A 20,980-nucleotide genomic window follows, 5' to 3' on the forward strand; every position below is an offset into this window, starting at 1 on the left:
CGTCATTTCCTCCAAGTATTTCGATTGATAATATCTTTATAGCTTTGAATAATTTTAACTACCTTTGTCGAAACGTTAGTGTCTTTATAATCAATAGCATCAATCATCGGTTCGTTATTGTTTTGCATCTCTCTTGCTAGTTCAACGGATTGGATTAGATTGTTATAGGTAATACCACCTACAATAACCGTACCTTTATCTAGTACTTCCGGTCTTTCTGTGGAAGTTCGAATAAGGACACCAGGGAACTTCAAAATAGACGACTCTTCTGACAATGTTCCACTATCTGATAGCACAACAAATGCATCTTTTTGCAATGCATTATAATCAAAGAAACCAAATGGCTTTAACTTTTTAACTAATGGATCAAATTCAAATTTACTTTCTTCAATTTTCTTCCAACTTCTTGGATGCGTTGAATAAATCACAGGCATTTTATACTTTTTGGCAATATCATTTATCGCATTCATTAATGATTTAAAATTCTTTTCATTATCGATATTCTCTTCTCTATGCGCAGATACTAAAATGTATTGTTGCGGTTCTAATCCTAGTTTATTTAAAACGTCACTGTGATTAATTTTATCTCGATGCGCTTCTATCACTTCTGTCATCGGTGATCCTGTCACAAAGATATTCGCTTTATTGAAGCCTTCATCTAATAAATAACGTCTGCTATGTTCCGTATAAGGTAGATTCACATCACTGACATGGTCAACAATTTTACGATTGATTTCTTCAGGTACATTCTGATCAAAGCATCTATTACCCGCTTCCATGTGGAACACAGGAATCTTTAATCGTTTAGCAGATACTGCTGCTAAACAACTATTTGTATCACCAAGAATTAAAAGTGCATCTGGTTGTTCGCGTAATAAAACGTCATATGTCTTCGCAATAATATTCCCCATCGTTTCTCCAAGGTTACTTCCAACTGCCTCTAAGTAGTGGTCCGGTTGTCTCAATTCCAAATCATCAAAGAAAATTTGATTCAATGTATAATCATAATTTTGACCAGTGTGTACTAATATCTGATTAAAATATTGATCACATGCTTTAATCGTTGATGATAAACGAATGATTTCAGGCCTTGTACCAACTATTGTCATTAATTTTAGTTTTTCCATGCGCTATACCTCCAAGAAATACGTATCTGGCTGATTTGGATCAAACATTTCATTCACCCACATAATAGTTACCATATCTGTGTCACCTAAATTTTCAATATTATGTGTGTATCCTACTGGTATGTCTACAACTTCTAATTTGTCGCCAGAAACGTAATACTCAATGATTTCATCATCATTAACATGTCTAAAACGAATTACCCCTTTACCTGATACGACTAGAAATTTTTCGTTTTTAGTATGATGCCAGTGATTACCTTTAGTAATACCTGGCTTAGAAATATTTACAGAAACTTGACCACGATCCGGTGTTTTTATAAATTCTGTAAAAGAACCCCTATCATCCACATTCATAAGTAAGGGATAACTAAAGTCTGTACTAGGTAGATAGCTTAAATACGTACTATACAAATCTTTTTCAAACAAGTTATCTAATTTCGGCAATGTTCGATCGAGACGTGACTGTTTGAACTTGTATAATAAATCTACAATTTCTCCCAATGTCACTTTAAATACGTTTGGTACTGTAGGTACACCATTTTCAATCGTTGGAGTTCCTTCAATAGCACGTTTTATTTCAGCGACGATATCATCCACGTAGTTTAGCGTCAGTTCAACATTCCGATCATTAACTTGAATCTCTTCGTTACGTCCAATTTTGTAACAAAATGTTGCTATCACTGAGTTATAATTCGGCTTACACCACTTGCCGAATAAATTTGGCCAGCGATAAATATAAACCGTATTGCCATACTCTTCGGCATACTCTCTTAATAGCTGTTCCCCTTGCAACTTACTCTCACCATAAGGATTATCTTGTGTTGCTTGTATTGAAGACGATAATAATATCGCTGGCTTTTTCGTATTTCTAGTTAATATATCAAGTACATGATCTAAATAACTCACGTTTCCTAAGCTGAATTCTTTGTCATGTTCAGGTCGATTAACACCCGCTAAATGCACGACAAAGTCTGCTTTCAACAATGCTGACTCTAATTCTTCCTCTTTAGTTTGTCGATGTACTTCGAAAATATGATGATCTGTCGTTGATGTTAAATCTGCTTTCAAGTTTTTTCCTACAAAACCTTTTGCTCCTGTAATTACAATATTCAACGTCAATCTCTCCTATCTCATTGAAGCTTTATAATCATTCAATTCGTTTCTAACATATTCTAGTGTTAAAAGTTTTTCTTTTATCTCTTCCACCGTTAAAATATGTGTATTATCGGAGTTATATTCATAAGATTGCGTAATCTTTTCGTTACCGGTTTCAACATAATTACTATAATTTAAATCTCTGGAGTCTGCCGGCACTCTAAAATAATCACCCATATCTTCACATTGTGCGTATTCTTCTCTCGTCAACAATGTTTCTGCTTTTTTCTCTCCATGTCGCGTACCAATGATTTCAATTGCATTATCAGCTTCAAACAATTCTAATAATGCGGTCGCAAGATCCCCTACCGTTGAGCTTGGTGCTTTTTGAACCATAATATCTCCTGTCTCTGCATGCTTAAATGCATGAACAACTAGTTCTACCGCATCTTCTAAGCTCATTAAAAATCTTGTCATATCAGGATCTGTAATCGTTAAAGGTTCTCCAGCTTTGATTTTGTCGATAAACAAAGGTATTACTGATCCTCTTGAAGCCATCACATTACCGTATCTTGTACCACAAATCAGCGTTTGTTCACTACGAATATTTCTTGATTTGGCTACGAATACTTTTTCCATCATTGCTTTTGAAATACCCATAGCATTAATAGGATACGCTGCCTTATCTGTAGATAAACATATGACTTTTTTAACATTTTGATGAATAGCACTTTGTAAGACATTTTCTGTACCAATAATATTTGTCTTCACTGCCTCAACTGGAAAGAATTCACATGACGGCACTTGTTTTAAAGCTGCTGCATGGAATACATAATCAACATCTCGCATTGCTGTTTCTACACTTTGACTATCACGCACATCACCAATGTAGAACTTTAATTTTGAATTATTATATTTTTTTCGAATGTCATCTTGTTTTTTCTCATCGCGTGAAAAAATACGAATTTCTTTAATATTAGAATCTAAAAACCGTTTCATAACAGCATTACCGAATGATCCTGTGCCCCCAGTAATTAATAAAATTTTGTCATCGAACATAATTATCTCCCTTTTTGCCATTGGCATAGTTAATAATTTTTTCTTTACTAAAGTCATTGACGATGTCTTGAATAATCGCTTCAACTTCATTACATTTCATATGTTGTACTTTGCCACGATAAATTTTTTCAAATACTTGTTCAGGATGAACCTCATCTTTATTCATAAGCTCTTCAAACATTTTTTCGCCGGGTCTAATCCCTGTATAAGTAATGCGTATGTCGTCTTCTTTTTTACCACTTAGCTTAATTAAATTACGTGCCAAATCTACAATTTTCACTGGTTCTCCCATATCTAGCACAAATACTTCGCCACCTTCTGCTAATGCCCCTGCCTGCAAAACTAGTCTAGAAGCTTCAGGAATTGTCATAAAGTAACGTGTCATTTCAGGATGTGTCACAGTAACTGGCCCACCTTCTTCAATTTGACTTTTGAAAAGTGGAATCACAGATCCTCTCGATCCAAGTACATTACCAAATCTCACTGCAACAAAATTTGTTCGATGCGTTTCATCATTTAAACTTTGAATAATCATTTCTGCAATTCGCTTTGAAGCGCCCATGACATTAGGCGGATTAACGGCTTTATCCGTAGAAATCATAACGAATTTCTTTACCTCTGCATTTTTAGCAGCTTCAGCAGTATTTTTCGTACCTAAAATATTATTACGTACTGCTTCTTCAGGGTTGTCTTCCATTAACGGCACGTGCTTGTGTGCTGCTGCATGATAAACTGCGTATGGTTTATACATTTCCATAATTTCAAACATACGCGCTCTATTTTGCACATCCGCTATAATAGGAACGATATCAACATTTTTTCCGAAGCGATTTCGCAATTCGCGATTGATTAAATAAATACTGTTTTCACCATGGCCAAGTAGAATAATACGTTCTGGATAGAAATTACAAACTTGTCTACAAATTTCTGATCCTATTGAACCACCTGCACCCGTAACTAAAATAGTTTTATTCGTCAATTCATTTGATATCATATCCATATCTAATTCAACAGGATCTCTGCCTAGTAAATCTTCTACTTCAACTTTTTTAAGTTGGTTCACTTCTAACTCACCAGACATGACGTCTTCTATATTTGGCATTTTCAATAACTCAACGCCATCCATATGGCAAATATTATTAATTTCTTTCAAACGCTCTTGACCAATAGTTGGAATTGCAATGATGATTTTTTTAATCTTATATTTCCTCACTAGTTCTGGAATATCCGCAATTTTACCTTGGACTTTTACACCCTCAGTAATTGTGATATTGCGTTTATGTTCGTCATCATCGACTGCTAATACCGGTTCAAGTTTCATTTCGTCACTTTTCAACATTTGTCTAATCAGCATTGAACCTGCTTGACCAGCACCAACAACTAAAGTTGGCTTCTTATTAAATGACTTACCTCCAAGGTATTTCCGATAAATACGCCAAAATAACCTTGAGCCACCTATTAAAATCAAGTGCATCATCCAAGTAATTAAATACAATCTAAAAAACGGTCTATTGCCTGTAACAATTGTCACGACCACCATCGTAATAACGATAGATGTCGTCACAGCTTTAACAATTAAAATCAATTCACTCACACTGGCATATTCCCACGCTCGATGATACATATTAAAAATAAATGCTGAAATATGATGCGATATGAATAGTGATATAGCTGCCAATATTAATAATTTGACAGAATATGTTTTGAAATACGGTTCTAAAATGTAATAACTTACGAATACTGAAAATGTCACTATCAGTGAATCGATTAATACTAGTATTAAAAGCCGCAATTTCACAGATAAATGTGCCATAAAACCCCTCATTTGCTGTTTATAACCCAAACCATCTTTTCTGTTTATAATCTTGTTGTGGCATTCGTTTAGGAATTTTTTTATCATCAACAACTAACTTCGCATTACTAATAAATCCGTTCATATCTTCATAATAATCACGTAATTTCTTATCATTAAATAAGTCTTTCATTAAGAACGGTCTGATTTCTGTGTTATGCGCATCTGAACCGATGAAATGTGTCAGATTGTTTTCAATCATTTGAATTGCTAATTTTCTAATTTTTCTACCGGAAATACCCGCTAATGACGCCGTTGTCACTTGACTTAAAGCACCTTTGTTAATTAAATCGTATAGTATGTCAAGGTTTTGACTTATTGCTTTATTCCGCTCTGGATGTGCAATAATCGGTACAAAGCCTTTACTCTGTAATTCGAAAAATAATTGATCAGTATAGTGTGGAACTTCATTTGATGGAAATTCTATTAGTAAATAGCGTGAATCATTAATACCGGTAATAACTTTTCGATCAATATCATTAAGGATTTGATCGGTAATTCTTATTTCCTGACCATAATAAAACTTTAGATTTAGTGCTTGTACTTCCTCTAAGCTTTCAATATGGTTTAAACATGATTTCACTTTTTCTATAGGTGTGGTATATCGAGGATGTAAGTGATGTGATGTTACAATGATTTCTGTAACACCTTGAGTTGTCGCTTGTTTTAAAAGATCCAGCATCTCTGTTTCATTTGTCGGACCGTCATCTATATTAGGCAATATATGGTTGTGAATATCAATCATACTTATTCATCTCCATAATAGTGATAATAACTAGAAGATTTATCGACCTTTGTCTTGTTCAAAATGACACCTAGAATGTTACTGCCTGCTTTTTCCATAAGTGCTTTTGCTTTTTTAACTTCATTTTTATCATTTTTTTCACTATCAATTACTAACAGACTATCTTTAATAGCACGCGCATATAGTTGTGCATCAGTCACAGTATTAACTGGCGGTGTATCGACAATAATAATGTCGTAACGTTTATTAAACAGATCAACTAATTCTTTGAACCTTTCAGACCCAATTAACTCAGATGGATTTGGAGGTACAGGGCCAGCTGTTAGCAAATCTAAATTTTCAATTTCTGTCGACGTAATTGCTTCTGACATAGTCGTTCGACCAATGATTAAGCTTGATAGTCCATTATTATTTTGCTCATTAAAAATATAGTTTTGTGTTGGCTTACGCATATCACCATCAATAACTAATGTCTTATAGCCTGCTTGTGCATAAGTAATCGCTACATTCGATACAACTGTACTTTTACCTGCACCAGGCTTTTCAGAAGTAACCAATAAGCGCTTTACTTCACCATTTGCTTTTGAAAACATGATGTTTGAACGTATACCTCGAAACTTTTCACTAATTGTTGATTTTGGTTTTTCATACACAAATAGTGTTGTTGTCGTATTTTCCTTTTTTGACATAAGTAGCAACCATCCTTAATTAAATTTTTGAATTGAACCCAATACAGGCAATCCTAATTCTTTCTCTACATCTTCTTCATCTTTAATTCGCTTATCGAAAATTACTTTGAAGAAGATATATATAAGCGCGACAACTAATCCTAAAAAGAATGCACCGATTAGATTCACTACAGTTTTTGGTGCGACTTTAACTGCTGTACCGTCTGCTTTAGATAAAATTGATACGTTATCCACACTCATAATCTTCGGAATTTGTTTACTTGTAACTTTAGCGAAGCTATTCGCAATTTTTTCCGAATCTTCCTTATGACCACTTTTAACTTGGATGTTGATAAGTTGTGTATTTTCTTGATTCGTAATTGTCAACATGCTCGACAATTTAGATGGTGAATACTTGTGATTCAAGTCTTTTGACACTTCATCTAAAATTCTCGGACTTTTAACAATTTCTTTATACGTATTTACAAGTTGAATATTACTTTGAACCTCTTGTGCCATAAACTGAGGATTGTCACCCTTAGTTTGATTCACTAAAATTTGAGTATTAGCTTGATATTTAGGTGATAAGACAAAAAACGTTACAATCACGCTAATGATTAAAAATAATAGCGGTAAAATAATTAAAATTTTCAAGTTTTTTTGTAATACTTCTTTAATTTTTGTTAATTCTAATGTACTTTCCATTATTTACCTCCCTTAAAAATTTTCATTAAAATTGGTATTATATATATAGTATTTATATATTACATATCGTTTAAACAATTAATTACTTTTAAAACGCATTATTTTCGACTTTTCATTTATATGAAATTAAAAATAATTATACTCTAAAGTAGTAATAGTTTGTGAAATGAGTATCAATCTTAATATTTTCTTTATTTAAAAAAATGATTGTCTAGTTTGTATCTCTCTGTAGATTTGGCAATAAATAAAAGCCGATAACCGTATAATGATTATCGACTTAAAGTTTATGTGGCATTTTTTACTTTTGTAATTTCAGGTGAGTTATATGATTATTATCAGATAGATTATTGCTTATAATCATATGATGTTTGAATGATATCTTTGATTTCACTGATTAGTGCTTCTTTAGGATTAGCAGTTGTACATTGATCTTCAAATGCGAGCTCTGCCATTCTATCAATTGATTCATTTAATTCTTCTTCAGACACACCTTGTGATTTCAAATTCATTTCAATTCCGACTGATTGACCTAATTCGTAGACAGCTTTAGCTAATGATTCTACGAGTGCTTCTGTCGTATTACCTTTTAATCCTAAGAATTTGGCAATATCTGCATAATCTGTATCTGCTCTGAAGAACTCATATTTAGGGAATAATGCATGTTTTTGCGGGTCTTTGGCATTATAACGGATAATATGCGGTAGTAATATCGCATTCGCTCTACCATGCGGAATACCATATTCGCCACCAATTTTATGTGCAATTGAGTGTGCAATGCCTAAGAATGCATTTGCAAATGCCATACCAGCCAAAGTTGATGCGTTATGCATTTTCTCTCTTGAAACTTTATCACCCTTTTCAACAGATGATTTTAAATATTCGAACGTCAATTTAATCGCTTGTAGACTCAAACCTCTTGTGTAGTCTGAAGCCATTACAGATACATATGATTCCATTGCATGCGTTAGTACATCCATTCCTGTATCTGCTGTAACGCTTTTTGGCACACTCATCACAAATTGAGGGTCAATAATTGCAACATCAGGTGTTAAAGCAAAATCAGCCAACGGATATTTTACATTTGTTTCACTATCTGTGATAACTGCAAATGGTGTTACTTCTGAACCTGTACCTGATGTCGTAGGGATACAAATGAACGTCGCATTTTCAGGCATGCCTATTTTATAAGTACGTTTACCGATGTCTAGGAACTTTTGTTTAGCACCGAAGAATGATGTCTCAGGGTGTTCAAAGAACATCCACATTGCTTTTGCAGCATCCATCGCTGAACCACCACCAAGTGCAATGATTGTATCCGGTTGGAAATCAACCATCATTTCCAGACCTTTATATACTGTATTAGTTGATGGGTTCGGTTCGACTTCGCTAAATATTTTAATTTGAGGCTGTTCCGTTCTTTGTCTTAATACATTCTCAACTGTTTTTGTATAACCGAATTCTACCATACCAGGGTCACAGACAATCATCACTTTTTCAATCTTGTCCATTGTTGTTAGACTCATGATTGCATTTTCTTCAAAATAAATTTGAGCAGGCACCTTGAAAATTTGAGTATTATTACGTCGTTTAGCAATCGTTTTAATGTTTAATAAATCTGTCGCACTAACATTATGTGAAATTGAGTTTCTACCGTACGAACCACAACCTAATGTTAAAGACGGAATCAATTCGTTATACATATCACCAATACCTCCAACCGCTGATGGTGTATTTACAAGTACACGACAAGCTTTCATTCTTAGTCCAAAATCTTTTTGTAATGTTTCATCTTCTGTATGGATAACGGCTGTGTGTCCTAATCCACCAAAATGTAGTGTGTCTTCACAAATTTGAAATGCTTGTTTTGTAGATTGGGCTTTTACTAAGGCTAATACTGGAGATAATTTTTCACGAGATAACGGATAGTCTGAACCTACACCGCTAATTTCGGCTATGATAAGTTTTGTATTTTCGAGGACAGGTATACCTGCTAATTCAGCTATTTCAACTGCAGATTTACCGACAATATCGGGCTTAATACCTGTTTTTTGTTCATTCATAATTGCATTTTCTAAGCGTTGTAATTCATCTTTTTTAACAAAATATGCTTGATGTGCTTTAAATTCATTAGTAACATCTTTATAAATTTCTTTATCAATGACTACAACTTGTTCAGAAGCACAAATCATACCATTATCAAATGTTTTTGAACCAATGATATCATTTACTGCACGTTTAATGTGTGCTGTTTTTTCAATGTAAGACGGCACGTTACCTGGTCCCACACCTAATGCCGGTTTGCCAGTTGAATATGCAGACTTAACCATGCCCGAACCACCTGTTGCTAGAACTAATGCAATACCTTTGTGATTCATTAATTGTTTTGTTGCTTCGATAGAAGGCACTTCAATCCACTGAATAATATCTTTAGGTGCACCTGCCTTCATTGCCGCTTCTAATACAACTTCTGCTGCACGCTTCGACGATTCTTGTGCACTTGGATGGAATGCAAAAATGATTGGATTTCCTGTCTTAATTGCAATCATCGCTTTAAAAATAGTTGTCGACGTAGGATTTGTTGTTGGCGTAACACCACAAATAACACCAATTGGTTCCGCTACATACGTTAATCCTTTTTCTTTATCTTCACCAATAATCCCTACTGTCTTATTGTCTTTTATTGAATTCCATATATATTCAGAAGCGTATAAATTTTTAATCGCTTTATCTTCGTATATACCTCTTCCAGTTTCTTCATGTGCTAATTTTGCTAGCACCATATGTTGATCAACAGCTGCTAAGCTCATTTGATGAACAATATGATCAATTTCTTCTTGTGACTTTTTAGATAATGCTTCTAATGCTTTTTTCCCTTTGTCAGCTAGAGCATCAATCATAATTGCCACTTCTTGTTCTTTCGATCCACGATTTTCTTTTTCAGGTATAGTTAACATATACAACCACTCCTTTATACTTTGTGAATTATTTCACAAACATTATAGTACATGTCTCTCAGGATATAAAGAAAATTCTATACAAAAAAGTTTAATTTCGAATATTATTTGAACAAATATCAAATTTTAAAATAAATGTTTTCATGAAATCATTGTTATTTCGGTGTTTTTAGAATGATTTTATAATCATAATTTTTTCAATGACATAATTTATTCATAATTATATATTTAATTCTGAATATTCTTTAATAGCCTAAAAAGCTTGTTATATCGCACAAAACACAACATTAAAAGATCCTTGTCGCTGCCTATCAACAGATGTTACACAAAAAACCTCGAACTGAAATGATGATCTTTTCAGCTCGAGGTTTAAGTATTGGTGCCTTATTTATATAGATTCGTTATATTATATTCTCTATTTTCATTAACATAATCCTTAAAGAGTTTTAAATTAATACCTGCTAGATGATTCAAAAATGTTTCATCGACTTTTAAATAATTCAATAATTTTTGTGGTGTCAGTATATTTCTATCAAAATACAACTTTAATAAACTATTCATTTTGACAGGACGTGACATTTCAATCACGTCGTCTAAAGGCTCTTTACTTTTATAGCCTTTTTTATTTAATGATGCCCAAAAATATCTGTACTGAGTACTAGACATTAGGCCTAGATAATACGCTCTCATTGCAATTGCTTGTATAGAAACATACCATTTTTCTTTCAATACAGCTAAATAGTCAGGATTTGATTTTTTGGTCATTTGATCAAAGTCTTTTTTAAACGCTTCTTCAGGTAGTAAAAATTCAGAGGCGAAAATATCTGCCTCATGTTCAATTGTCTTATATTCTTCAGGAGATAATAAGTCGAATTGAATATGACGATGTAGAACGAGATGTCCCAGCTCATGTGCAAGATCAAAATTCCTTCTAACTGCTACCCCCTTATTTGTACCCAGTATAATAAAAGGTGTCTGATCTTTACTCCAAAAACTATATGCGTCTATGCTATCATTAATTCGCTTTTCGTATATAACTATACCCGCTTTTTCAAGCATAAATAATAGTGCTTCGTTGCTTTCATCTTGAAGAATTTTAGCCCTCACAACTTTAGCAATTTCTTTTATGCTTTCTTTTTTATTTAGTGATTCTAAATTGCCATTCAACAATTCATCTAAATTATTTATTAAAGATAAAATAATATTATCCGGTATCGTTACAAAAGAAAATAAGTAGCTAGTTAAATTAGATAAATACATTGCTTGATAATATTGCTTATTTAATAGTTTCGTAGATACTTTATAATTTTTTGCTCTAAAAGCTATACTATGTTTATCGACAGAATTTATTAGGAGCTCTTCGGGCTGCTCGCTAATAAAGTAGCTAGATTTAACATTAAAAATAGATGTCATATCATAAATTTTACTAATTTCTGGCATCATATTTTTTGTTTCATATTGCCAAATTGCTTGTTCACTCACATTTATTTTTTCTGATAATTCTTTTCTACTTAGAGCATTAAGCTTTCTCACGTATTCTAAATTCTTGCCAATAAACATTAACTTCACCTTTCACTTTCAATCATATCGTTACCTTCATCGATACTGATACCAAATGCATGTTCCACATCTATGAGTTCTAACTCTCCATCGTTTTTAAGTACTTCTAACTCTTCTTCGTCAATATGATAATCTTCTCTTTCTACTATTACTTTTTCTATTAACTCTGTCAAATCATCAACCATAATTGCAGAATTTGTTTCTGGATTTGGTAACCATTGTTTGATTGCAGCTAATTGCTTTGATTCTTTATCAATACGATATGTAATAATTAAAAAATAAGAATTAATATCTCTATTACTGCCTTCTTTTATATTAAATAATATACTATCTGCAGTCATTTGATGCCCAATTTCAAAATCTTCTCCAACAGTACCAAAATTAATGTCCCTATTCTTAGCCATAAGTACCTCTAGGTAGTTTTTACTTTTTGGATTTTTATCAGCAACTAAACTCTTCCCTACGCTTACATTTTTTTCATCAAAGTAATCTTCATTTTTCAATATAAACATGATATTATTTTTCTCTTCATCTTTATTAAATATAAACTTTAAATACTTCCATGATGGTCCAGCATTTTCTTTAATATACTTAACAAAATTTTCCAAATGCTTAGCAACTTGATTTTCAATATGATTAGATTTGGTGTACACATAGGCATCACTAATCACCATACGTTTCTTGACTTCATTTCTCTCATTAACATAGTCCTTATATCCCGCGATAATTCCTTTAACAATAGATTCTCTTACTTCTTGTTTAATTGTTTCCAAATTAATCACTTCCTAATATTAAGTTATATAAAATACAAGCCTTATTTTTTGTAAAATCAACATTTTTCTTAAAGTATATTGGTTTTTAAGAGTGATTAGTTTAAACAAAAACAAAAACTTACCCGATTAAAATCAAGTAAGTTTTACATATATCCGTCACTTTTCAACTTTAAAATCAACAACTTGCGGGATGCGCATCAAATTATTATTTGATAAAAAATCAATAAGTAATTGTGCGCCTTCAACTTGAATATCTTTTACAACTGGCGCGTCGATATACATATCATACTGACCACCGCCAACTGCACGATAATTATTTACACAAATTGTATATGTCTGCTTTAAATCAACTGCGTGACCTTGAATCATCATATTGCTCACACGTTGTCCCTTTGGTCTGCCAACATGAATGGTATAACTTACGCCACCATATATATCATAATTAAAGTGTTGTGGTTTGGGTTCAAGGAAGTCTGCGCTCACACTTACTTCATCATTTTTCACGTCAAAATATTCTGCTGATCGTTCAATGGCTTCTTTAAGTTTGTCACCACTTACAGCTAAAACTTTAAATGTATTTGGAAATGGGTAATTGTTAATAACATCTCGCATCGTCACGACTTGCTTGAAACCACTAGCAGAATCAAACAAAGCTGTACAGGCAACATCTGCGTCACTTTTTTCTAATAAAGCGTAATTCATAAAATTTGTAAAAGGATGCGGTGCCACACGTGCCTCAAATGCATGATTAATCGTCATATCATATGGCAATGTAGTAATTTCGTAATCTAACCAGTCCTCTAACTGCTTTCGTAAATGTTGGTCATCTTCATCAATAGTAAATGTGGAATCATCTATAACAGGAAGTAATTCACATGATTCAACGGATAGATTTTCATATTCATCAGTACTCAAGACTACTTTGCCTACAGTTGTTCCTCTCGTACCAGGTTGAATCACAGCCGTTTGCTTAAACCTTTCAGCAATTTGTCGATGTTGGTGACCCGTAATAAAGATATCTATATCTTTAGAAAACGCTTCTAACATGGCATATCCTTCATTTTCACCCGTTAACACTTCGGTCGGCGTACCACTTTCTAAATCCTTTTCAAATCCACCATGGTAACAAACCACAATGATATCTGCATGTCGCTTCATTTCAGGTAAGTGTTGTTGAAGTGTTTCAAAAGCACTATGAAATGTAAGTGACTGAATATGCTCTGGTTGTTCCCAATGGGGAATAAATTGTGTCGTTAAACCTATCACACCAACCGTTTGATCTCCAACCTGAAAATACTTCACACCGTTATCAGTCAATGTACTATCATTTTCATAAATATTAGCGCACAAAACTGGATAATTGAGTCTGCGTAAAGTGTCTTTTAAGTATGGTAATCCATAATTAAATTCATGATTACCAAGCGTACCAAAGTCGAATGCCATTCGATTATAAAAATCAACTAAAGGCTGGCTACTGCCGCTATGCGCGATTAAGTAATTACAAAATGGTGACCCTTGCAAAAAATCACCATTATCTATTTTAAAACTTTGGTCATACTGCCTTCTGTCTTGTTCTATAACATGATTCGCTAGTAACAATCCCATAGGTTGATATTGATTTCTACTCGTAAAATCTGTTGGGAAAATATAACCATGTACGTCACTCACGACATAAAATGCTATGTTTGACATCCTCACTCACTCCTTCAATCACAAACATCTTTCTTATTTCTATTATATATTTATTTGAAGTCTGTTGTAATCAAGGTTTTGTCACCGAGTTTTAAACGGATCTTTGAACCTTCCATACTTTCAAGTACTTTAGCATTGACCTTAATTGTGGCATTTCCGTTTTCATCTGCTTTAACTGTTGGCAAAGTACTGTAACCTGGCGGGTTATAATCGTTATCTTTACTTGAAAATTGTCCGATTTGACGTCCGCCTTCTTTGTAAATACCAACTCTAAGATTTTCAAGTGTTTGATTTGCTTCAAATCCTTTTAAATGTATTGTCATTTCAAATGGCTCATTTACAGAAACATTTTGCGGGATATCAAATGTTACTTTTTCGTTCTGATTTGGTGGTGTATGATCATCTGGTGTGTTTGGCTGAGGATCTGCGCCTTTTTCGCTGCCATAACTACCTGCTTTAAATGTTGTTGGATCATACCATTTATAACCACTCGGCGGTTGTGACCATGGCTCTTTTTCAGGCTCAGTTGAACGCTCTGGTCGTTCAAAATCAAGCAACTTAGTCTTTGTATCTAATGTTAGGCCACTCGCCTTAAGTGATTTCCCATCATTATCTTTAGACATCCAAGCCGTTATATTATTTAATAGCTTACCGTTGTCTTGTTCTTTAAAACCATCATATGTTTTCTTCTTTTCTCCATTATCTTCTCTTACATATTTGGGCGAACTATCTTCCACAAGTGATGAATCACCGATAAATGCTGCTTTACCTTTTCCAACTTTAGAAATTGCTACATAGGGGCCTTCTGCTTTACCGCCCCCATTATAAATACCTTGATCTACAGCATGTGACCATTTACTTTTCGCTGGCAATTGTTCTGGTGTATACACAATACCTTTTGCTTTCTCTGGATTAGTAATTGCTAATGTCGATCCGGCATGCATAGAGACAGATTTCACACCTTCAGTAATACCGAAACTTTCTTTTGAAGAAACAATATTGCTCGTATTTAAATCACCTAGTGCATTATATCGAAAACGTACGCCAAAGTTTGTAGATAACCAATCTGAACTTTTCACACCTTGCATTGCAGTAGAACTTTTTTCTTCTGCATTCATACCTTTCGACATATCTTCATATGCTCCACGTCGATAACCATTCATTGCCTCCGATGAATCAATACGATTTAAATTTCGGTCAGCATTGTAATGATCTGAAATAAAGACAACATTGCCACCTTGTTTCACATATTTAACAATTGCTGCCTGTTCTGATTCTTTGAAAGGAATGTTAGCCTCAGGAATTACAAATATTTTGGAACTTTTCAAACTTGCTTCTGTTATGTTCGAATGACCATCAATAGCTTTAACGTCATAACCTTGTTTTTGTATTGAATCCGCATAATCTGAAAATGCACCATCACTAACCCAATCTGCAGCACCAGCTGTTTGACCATGAGAACGATCGAATAATACCGTTCGCTGTTGCTTTGTAGGTTGCGATTCATGCGTTATAGCTAAAGATTGCGGTAAAGTACTTAATGATACCGTTGCAACAATTGCAGAGACAGTTAATGACTTATATATTTTTTTCATTTTGTGAGGCTCCTTTTAAAATAAATTTGTTCTTGAATTATAGGATAAAAATTCGTTGCATATGAGCAATTTAACGAAAAATTTACAAAATCTTATCAAACTCTTAAAGAAAGTTATTAAAATTAATTTTTATAAAATACTTTTTCGTATTTAAATGTGGTACGCTATAAGTGTAATTTCATTGCATACATATTACACGATTAAGAATGTGAAGGGGACAGTTATCAAATGAAAAATTTTAAGTGTTTATTTGTATTAATGTTAGCAGTCATTGTTTTTGCAGCAGCATGTGGAAATTCAAGTTCTTTAGATAATCAAAAGAACGCTAGTAATGATTCGGATTCTAAATCAGGAGGATACAAACCTAAAGAATTAACAGTACAATTTGTACCTTCGCAAAATGCTGGAACATTAGAGGCTAAAGCAAAACCATTAGAAAAATTACTATCTAAAGAATTAGGGATTCCAGTTAAAGTGTCTGTATCAACTAACTACAATACAATTGTTGAAGCTATGAAGTCTAAAAAAGTTGATGTTGGTTTCTTACCACCAACGGCATACACATTAGCACATGATCAAAAAGCAGCTGATTTATTATTACAAGCACAACGTTTTGGTGTAAAAGAAGATGGTTCAGCAAGTAAAGAACTTGTAGATAGTTATAAATCAGAAATTCTTGTTAAAAAAGACTCAAAAATTAAAAGCCTGAAAGATTTAAAAGGTAAGAAAATTGCCTTACAAGATGTAACATCAACTGCTGGATATACATTCCCACTTGCGATGTTAAAAAACGAAGCAGGTATTAATGCAACTAAAGATATGAAAATTGTGAATGTTAAAGGTCATGACCAAGCAGTTATCTCATTATTAAATGGAGATGTAGATGCTGCGGCTGTATTTAACGATGCACGTAATACTGTGAAAAAAGACCAACCAAATGTATTTAAAGACACACGAATTTTAAAATTAACACAAGCTATTCCGAATGACACAATTTCTGTAAGACCAGATATGGATAAAGATTTTCAAGAAAAATTGAAAAAAGCTTTTATAGACATTGCTAAATCAAAAGAAGGTCACAAAATTATTAGCGAAGTTTATTCACATGAAGGATACACAGAAACGAAAGATTCAAATTTCGACATTGTAAGAGAGTACGAAAAGTTAGTTAAAGATATGAAATAATCATTATTTAACAAATGAATCATTAGCGAATTTGGTATTAAAAGCTTTCGTTCAATAGATATATTCTAGATTAATATTGAAAAGCTAGGCGCTAAACTGAAACAGATATAGAAAGGTGTCGCTGTACATTTGAAACCATTTGTACACAGAAACCCAATGTCTATGATATTTCAGTTTACCTTGGCTTTTCTTTATTAAAGAAAGGTGTCAAACATGAGTCAAATCGAATTTAAAAACGTCAGTAAAGTCTATCCTAACGGTCATGTAGGCTTGAAAAATATTAACTTAAATATTGAAAAAGGTGAATTTGCAGTTATTGTCGGACTATCTGGTGCTGGGAAATCCACGTTATTAAGATCTGTAAATCGTTTGCATGATATCACGTCAGGTGAAATTTTCATCCAAGGTAAATCAATCACTAAAGCCCATGGTAAAGCATTATTAGAAATGCGCCGAAATATAGGTATGATTTTCCAACATTTTAATTTAGTTAAACGGTCAAGTGTATTACGAAATGTACTAAGTGGACGTGTAGGTTATCACCCTACTTGGAAAATGGTATTAGGTTTATTCCCAAAAGAAGACAAAATTAAAGCAATGAATGCACTAGAACGCGTCAATATCTTAGATAAATATAATCAACGCTCTGATGAATTATCGGGTGGCCAACAACAACGTATATCTATTGCACGTGCGCTATGCCAAGAATCCGAAATTATTCTTGCAGATGAACCAGTTGCTTCATTAGACCCATTAACAACGAAACAGGTTATGGATGATTTAAGAAAAATCAACCAAGAATTAGGCATTACAATTTTAATTAATTTACATTTTGTTGACTTGGCAAAAGAATATGGCACACGCATCATTGGTTTACGTGATGGTGAAGTTGTCTATGATGGTCCTGCATCTGAAGCAACAGATGACGTATTTAGTGAAATATATGGACGTACAATTAAAGAAGATGAAAAGCTAGGAGTGAACTAACATGCCTTTAGAAACACCTACAAAGTATGACTCCCTTTTAAAGAAAAAGGTTTCTTTAAAAACGAGTTTTACCTTCATGTTAATCATCGTGCTTATCATTTGGAGCTTCATTTATACGGGGTTTAATTTTGGAGATTTAATGATAGGAATACCTCAAATAGGTGATCTATTCAAACAAATGATTCCACCTGATTTCGAGTATTTACAACAAATTACAACGCCAATGTTAGATACCATTCGAATGGCTATCGTAAGTACAGTATTAGGTAGCATCGTTTCAATACCAATTGCGTTATTATGTGCTAGCAATATCGTTCATCAAAAGTGGATTTCAATACCCTCGCGTTTTATTTTAAATATAGTTCGTACTATACCGGATTTGCTATTAGCAGCAATCTTTGTGGCGGTATTTGGAATCGGTCAAATTCCAGGGATATTAGCATTGTTTATTTTAACTATCTGTATTATTGGAAAATTATTATATGAATCATTGGAAACGATAGATCCAGGTCCAATGGAAGCAATGACGGCTGTTGGTGCTAATAAAATAAAATGGATTGTTTTCGGTGTTGTACCACAAGCCATATCGTCATTTATGTCATACGTATTATATGCATTTGAAGTAAATATACGTGCTTCAGCTGTTCTTGGATTAGTCGGCGCTGGCGGTATTGGATTGTTTTATGATCAAACACTTGGTTTATTTCAATATCCAAAAACAGCAACGATTATTTTATTTACTTTAGTTATCGTCGTCGTCATTGATTACATCAGTACGAAAGTGAGGGCACATCTCGCATGACACAGCAAATAGCAAAATATAATGTTCACACAAAAGCACACAAACGAAAATTGATTAAAAGATGGCTTATTGCAATTGTCGTCTTAGCTATTATCATCTGGGCATTTGCAGGTGTACCAAGTTTAGAACTTAAAAGTAAATCATTAGAAATCTTAAAATCCATATTCAGCGGATTATTCCATCCTGATATCAGCTATATCTATATACCAGATGGCGAAGACTTATTACGTGGTTTACTTGAAACCTTTGCGATAGCCGTTGTAGGTACTTTCATCGCCGCAATTATCTGTATTCCATTAGCATTTCTAGGTGCAAATAATATGGTAAAGCTACGCCCAGTTTCAGGTGTTAGCAAATTTATTTTAAGTGTTATACGTGTCTTCCCAGAAATTGTAATGGCACTTATATTTATCAAAGCTGTTGGCCCAGGTTCATTTTCAGGTGTATTAGCTTTAGGTATCCATTCCGTAGGTATGCTTGGGAAACTTTTAGCTGAAGATATTGAAGGTCTAGATTTCAGTGCTGTAGAATCATTAAAGGCCAGTGGTGCGAATAAGATTAAAACACTCGTATTTGCAGTCATACCACAAATTATGCCTGCCTTTCTATCACTCATACTTTATCGCTTTGAACTAAACTTACGTTCAGCTTCTATACTGGGGCTAATTGGGGCTGGTGGTATCGGGACACCACTCATATTTGCCATTCAAACACGTTCTTGGGACCGTGTAGGTATTATATTAATCGGTTTAGTACTAATGGTCGCAATTGTCGATTTAATTTCCGGTTCAATCCGAAAACGTATTGTTTAACATTAAATCAGGATACTCCTAAATAAGAGTTCCTACCGTCTTACGTTTCTCTATTATAATAAAAACAGCAGTGAAGAAAACTATTATTATAGTTAACTTCACTGCTATTTTTATAATATCTAAATTTATTCTATTTTAATTCCTTTAAATAACTTTTACCGAACTCTGGTAATGTTACGTTGAAATTATCTGCTATAGTTGCACCGATAGAACTGAATGTAGTATCACTTTCTAGTGCATGACCACCTTTAAATTTCGGACTGTACATAATTACTGGTATATATTCTCTCGTATGGTCCGTACCTGGCGCTGTCGGGTCATTACCATGGTCTGCTGTAATAATTACTAAATCGTCTTCTTTTAAGTTGCTAAACAGTTCTGGCAAGCGATCATCGAAATCTTTAATTGCTTGTGCATAACCTGGTTTATCACGACGATGACCGTATAATGCATCAAAGTCTACTAAGTTTAAGAAGCTAATACCTGTGAAATCTTTCTTAACAATTTTCATCAATTGATCCATACCGTCCATGTTACTCTTCGTACGAACCGCTTCTGTTACACCTTCACCATCATAAATGTCATTAATTTTACCGATGGCAATGACATCATAACCACCGTCTTTCAAATGATCTAAGACAGTTTTACCAAATGGTTTTAACGCATAGTCATGTCGATTAGATGTACGTGTAAAATTTCCTGGTTCACCAACATATGGACGTGCGATAATACGACCAATTAAATATTTAGGGTCTTTTGTCAACTCACGAACCTTTTCACAAATATCATATAACTCTTCTAATGGGATAATGTCTTCATGTGCAGCAATTTGCAATACTGGGTCTGCACTTGTATAAACAATTAAGTCACCAGTTTTCATTTGGTGCTCGCCCCACTCATCGATAATTTGCGTACCCGATGCCGGTTTGTTAGCAACAACTTTACGACCTGTCATTTCTTCAATTTGTTGAATTAACTCTTCAGGGAATCCATTAGGGTATACTTTAAAAGGTTGCATAATATTTAATCCCATAATTTCCCAGTGACCAGTCATTGTATCTTTACCAACTGAAGCTTCACTCAATTTAGTATAGTATGCTTCTGGTTGTTCAACTGCATTTACTACTGGTAATTTATCGATGTTCCCTAGACCTAACTTTTCAAGGTTTGGTAAAGTTTGATCGAAACCTTCTAAGGTATGTCTTAAAGTATGTGAACCTTCATCTTTAAAATCAGCTGCGTCTGGCGCTTCACCAATACCTACTGAATCCATTACGATTAAATGTACACGATTAAATGGTCTTGTCATAGCTATCACTCCCAAAATTTATATATATTAGTAATCTGAATCTGCTTCTAAACCTTGCAT

General features: G+C 33.7%; 17 protein-coding genes. 4 read left to right on the forward strand and 13 right to left on the reverse strand.

Features of this window, described 5'->3' with window-relative positions:
* Window positions 1-2 precede the first annotated feature (2 nt).
* The 12 genes from cap8G to HMPREF3247_RS01680 all read right to left on the reverse strand — a co-directional run bounded on the left by cap8G (window position 3) and on the right by HMPREF3247_RS01680 (window position 15,825).
* The gene (cap8G, locus tag HMPREF3247_RS01625) at window positions 3-1,127 is read right to left on the reverse strand and encodes a type 8 capsular polysaccharide synthesis protein Cap8G (protein ID WP_000413169.1); all 1,125 of its coding nucleotides are present in this window, start codon (window positions 1,125-1,127) and stop codon (window positions 3-5) included.
* 3 nt (window positions 1,128-1,130) lie between these two features.
* A complete protein-coding gene (gene cap8F / locus HMPREF3247_RS01630) occupies window positions 1,131-2,240 on the reverse strand; it encodes a type 8 capsular polysaccharide synthesis protein Cap8F (RefSeq protein ID WP_001028296.1) in 1,110 nt (369 codons plus the stop codon).
* A 12-nt stretch (window positions 2,241-2,252) separates the two neighbouring features.
* Window positions 2,253-3,281 carry a type 8 capsular polysaccharide synthesis protein Cap8E gene (gene cap8E, locus HMPREF3247_RS01635; protein ID WP_000459062.1) on the reverse strand — a complete coding sequence of 343 codons (1,029 nt, stop codon included), beginning with the start codon at window positions 3,279-3,281 and terminating at the stop codon, window positions 2,253-2,255.
* Complete coding sequence (gene cap8D, locus HMPREF3247_RS01640; protein WP_000940798.1) at window positions 3,271-5,094, reverse strand: type 8 capsular polysaccharide synthesis protein Cap8D; 1,824 nt, start codon at window positions 5,092-5,094, stop codon at window positions 3,271-3,273. Before cap8D ends, cap8E begins: the two co-directional genes overlap by 11 nt.
* A gap of 19 nt (window positions 5,095-5,113) precedes the next feature.
* Window positions 5,114-5,878, reverse strand: coding sequence for a type 8 capsular polysaccharide synthesis protein Cap8C (gene cap8C / locus HMPREF3247_RS01645; protein ID WP_000565297.1), 765 nt, complete (start codon window positions 5,876-5,878; stop codon window positions 5,114-5,116).
* Window positions 5,879-5,880: 2 nt separating this feature from the next.
* Window positions 5,881-6,567 carry a type 8 capsular polysaccharide synthesis protein Cap8B gene (gene cap8B, locus HMPREF3247_RS01650; protein ID WP_000037332.1) on the reverse strand — a complete coding sequence of 229 codons (687 nt, stop codon included), beginning with the start codon at window positions 6,565-6,567 and terminating at the stop codon, window positions 5,881-5,883.
* Window positions 6,568-6,582: 15 nt separating this feature from the next.
* Window positions 6,583-7,251, reverse strand: a complete 669-nt coding sequence (gene capA / locus HMPREF3247_RS01655; protein ID WP_000446308.1) for a capsular polysaccharide type 5/8 biosynthesis protein CapA — start codon at window positions 7,249-7,251, stop codon at window positions 6,583-6,585.
* A gap of 344 nt (window positions 7,252-7,595) precedes the next feature.
* Window positions 7,596-10,205: a bifunctional acetaldehyde-CoA/alcohol dehydrogenase gene (gene adhE / locus HMPREF3247_RS01660; RefSeq protein ID WP_000955772.1), complete on the reverse strand. Its 2,610-nt coding sequence runs from the start codon at window positions 10,203-10,205 to the stop codon at window positions 7,596-7,598.
* 384 nt (window positions 10,206-10,589) lie between these two features.
* Window positions 10,590-11,765, reverse strand: coding sequence for a spr1629 family repressor/antitoxin (locus tag HMPREF3247_RS01665; RefSeq protein WP_000469832.1), 1,176 nt, complete (start codon window positions 11,763-11,765; stop codon window positions 10,590-10,592).
* Window positions 11,766-11,770: 5 nt separating this feature from the next.
* Entirely contained in the window at window positions 11,771-12,538 is a 768-nt protein-coding gene (locus HMPREF3247_RS01670) for a spr1630 family ClpXP-sensitive toxin (protein WP_000447780.1), read from the reverse strand.
* Window positions 12,539-12,694: 156 nt separating this feature from the next.
* Complete coding sequence (locus HMPREF3247_RS01675) at window positions 12,695-14,230, reverse strand: bifunctional metallophosphatase/5'-nucleotidase (protein ID WP_000065042.1); 1,536 nt, start codon at window positions 14,228-14,230, stop codon at window positions 12,695-12,697.
* A gap of 50 nt (window positions 14,231-14,280) precedes the next feature.
* The gene (locus HMPREF3247_RS01680) at window positions 14,281-15,825 is read right to left on the reverse strand and encodes a DNA-binding protein (protein WP_070866172.1); all 1,545 of its coding nucleotides are present in this window, start codon (window positions 15,823-15,825) and stop codon (window positions 14,281-14,283) included.
* 228 nt (window positions 15,826-16,053) lie between these two features.
* Between HMPREF3247_RS01680 and HMPREF3247_RS01685 the strand changes: the two genes are divergently transcribed.
* The 4 genes from HMPREF3247_RS01685 (at window position 16,054) to phnE (HMPREF3247_RS01700) (ending at window position 19,611) form a co-directional block, all read left to right on the forward strand.
* Window positions 16,054-17,010, forward strand: coding sequence for a phosphate/phosphite/phosphonate ABC transporter substrate-binding protein (locus HMPREF3247_RS01685; RefSeq protein WP_000787672.1), 957 nt, complete (start codon window positions 16,054-16,056; stop codon window positions 17,008-17,010).
* A 213-nt stretch (window positions 17,011-17,223) separates the two neighbouring features.
* Complete coding sequence (gene phnC / locus HMPREF3247_RS01690; protein ID WP_000078095.1) at window positions 17,224-17,997, forward strand: phosphonate ABC transporter ATP-binding protein; 774 nt, start codon at window positions 17,224-17,226, stop codon at window positions 17,995-17,997.
* Between the two features lies 1 nt (window position 17,998).
* Complete coding sequence (gene phnE / locus HMPREF3247_RS01695; protein ID WP_001127863.1) at window positions 17,999-18,799, forward strand: phosphonate ABC transporter, permease protein PhnE; 801 nt, start codon at window positions 17,999-18,001, stop codon at window positions 18,797-18,799.
* Window positions 18,796-19,611: a phosphonate ABC transporter, permease protein PhnE gene (gene phnE / locus HMPREF3247_RS01700; protein WP_000193703.1), complete on the forward strand. Its 816-nt coding sequence runs from the start codon at window positions 18,796-18,798 to the stop codon at window positions 19,609-19,611. Before phnE (HMPREF3247_RS01695) ends, phnE (HMPREF3247_RS01700) begins: the two co-directional genes overlap by 4 nt.
* Before the next feature lie 130 nt (window positions 19,612-19,741).
* On the opposite strand, the gene deoB is transcribed toward phnE (HMPREF3247_RS01700), so the two are convergent.
* The gene (deoB, locus tag HMPREF3247_RS01705) at window positions 19,742-20,920 is read right to left on the reverse strand and encodes a phosphopentomutase (RefSeq protein ID WP_000197806.1); all 1,179 of its coding nucleotides are present in this window, start codon (window positions 20,918-20,920) and stop codon (window positions 19,742-19,744) included.
* Window positions 20,921-20,980: the final 60 nt, after the last annotated feature.

The sequence above is a fragment of the Staphylococcus sp. HMSC36A10 genome, from assembly GCF_001838845.1.
In the GTDB taxonomy this organism is placed as follows: domain Bacteria; phylum Bacillota; class Bacilli; order Staphylococcales; family Staphylococcaceae; genus Staphylococcus; species Staphylococcus aureus.

Bases quoted from the DNA above. Each gene is read 5' to 3' on its own strand.
- cap8G (WP_000413169.1), bottom strand. From the start codon at position 1,127: ATGGAAAAACTAAAATTAATGACAATAGTTGGTACAAGGCCTGAAATC.
- cap8E (WP_000459062.1), bottom strand. From the start codon at position 3,281: ATGTTCGATGACAAAATTTTATTAATTACTGGGGGCACAGGATCATTC.
- cap8D (WP_000940798.1), bottom strand. From the start codon at position 5,094: ATGGCACATTTATCTGTGAAATTGCGGCTTTTAATACTAGTATTAATC.
- cap8C (WP_000565297.1), bottom strand. From the start codon at position 5,878: ATGATTGATATTCACAACCATATATTGCCTAATATAGATGACGGTCCG.
- cap8B (WP_000037332.1), bottom strand. From the start codon at position 6,567: ATGTCAAAAAAGGAAAATACGACAACAACACTATTTGTGTATGAAAAA.
- capA (WP_000446308.1), bottom strand. From the start codon at position 7,251: ATGGAAAGTACATTAGAATTAACAAAAATTAAAGAAGTATTACAAAAA.
- adhE (WP_000955772.1), bottom strand. From the start codon at position 10,205: ATGTTAACTATACCTGAAAAAGAAAATCGTGGATCGAAAGAACAAGAA.
- HMPREF3247_RS01665 (WP_000469832.1), bottom strand. From the start codon at position 11,765: ATGTTTATTGGCAAGAATTTAGAATACGTGAGAAAGCTTAATGCTCTA.
- HMPREF3247_RS01675 (WP_000065042.1), bottom strand. From the start codon at position 14,230: ATGTCAAACATAGCATTTTATGTCGTGAGTGACGTACATGGTTATATT.
- HMPREF3247_RS01680 (WP_070866172.1), bottom strand. From the start codon at position 15,825: ATGAAAAAAATATATAAGTCATTAACTGTCTCTGCAATTGTTGCAACG.
- HMPREF3247_RS01685 (WP_000787672.1), top strand. From the start codon at position 16,054: ATGAAAAATTTTAAGTGTTTATTTGTATTAATGTTAGCAGTCATTGTT.
- phnC (WP_000078095.1), top strand. From the start codon at position 17,224: ATGAGTCAAATCGAATTTAAAAACGTCAGTAAAGTCTATCCTAACGGT.
- phnE (WP_001127863.1), top strand. From the start codon at position 17,999: ATGCCTTTAGAAACACCTACAAAGTATGACTCCCTTTTAAAGAAAAAG.
- phnE (WP_000193703.1), top strand. From the start codon at position 18,796: ATGACACAGCAAATAGCAAAATATAATGTTCACACAAAAGCACACAAA.
- deoB (WP_000197806.1), bottom strand. From the start codon at position 20,920: ATGACAAGACCATTTAATCGTGTACATTTAATCGTAATGGATTCAGTA.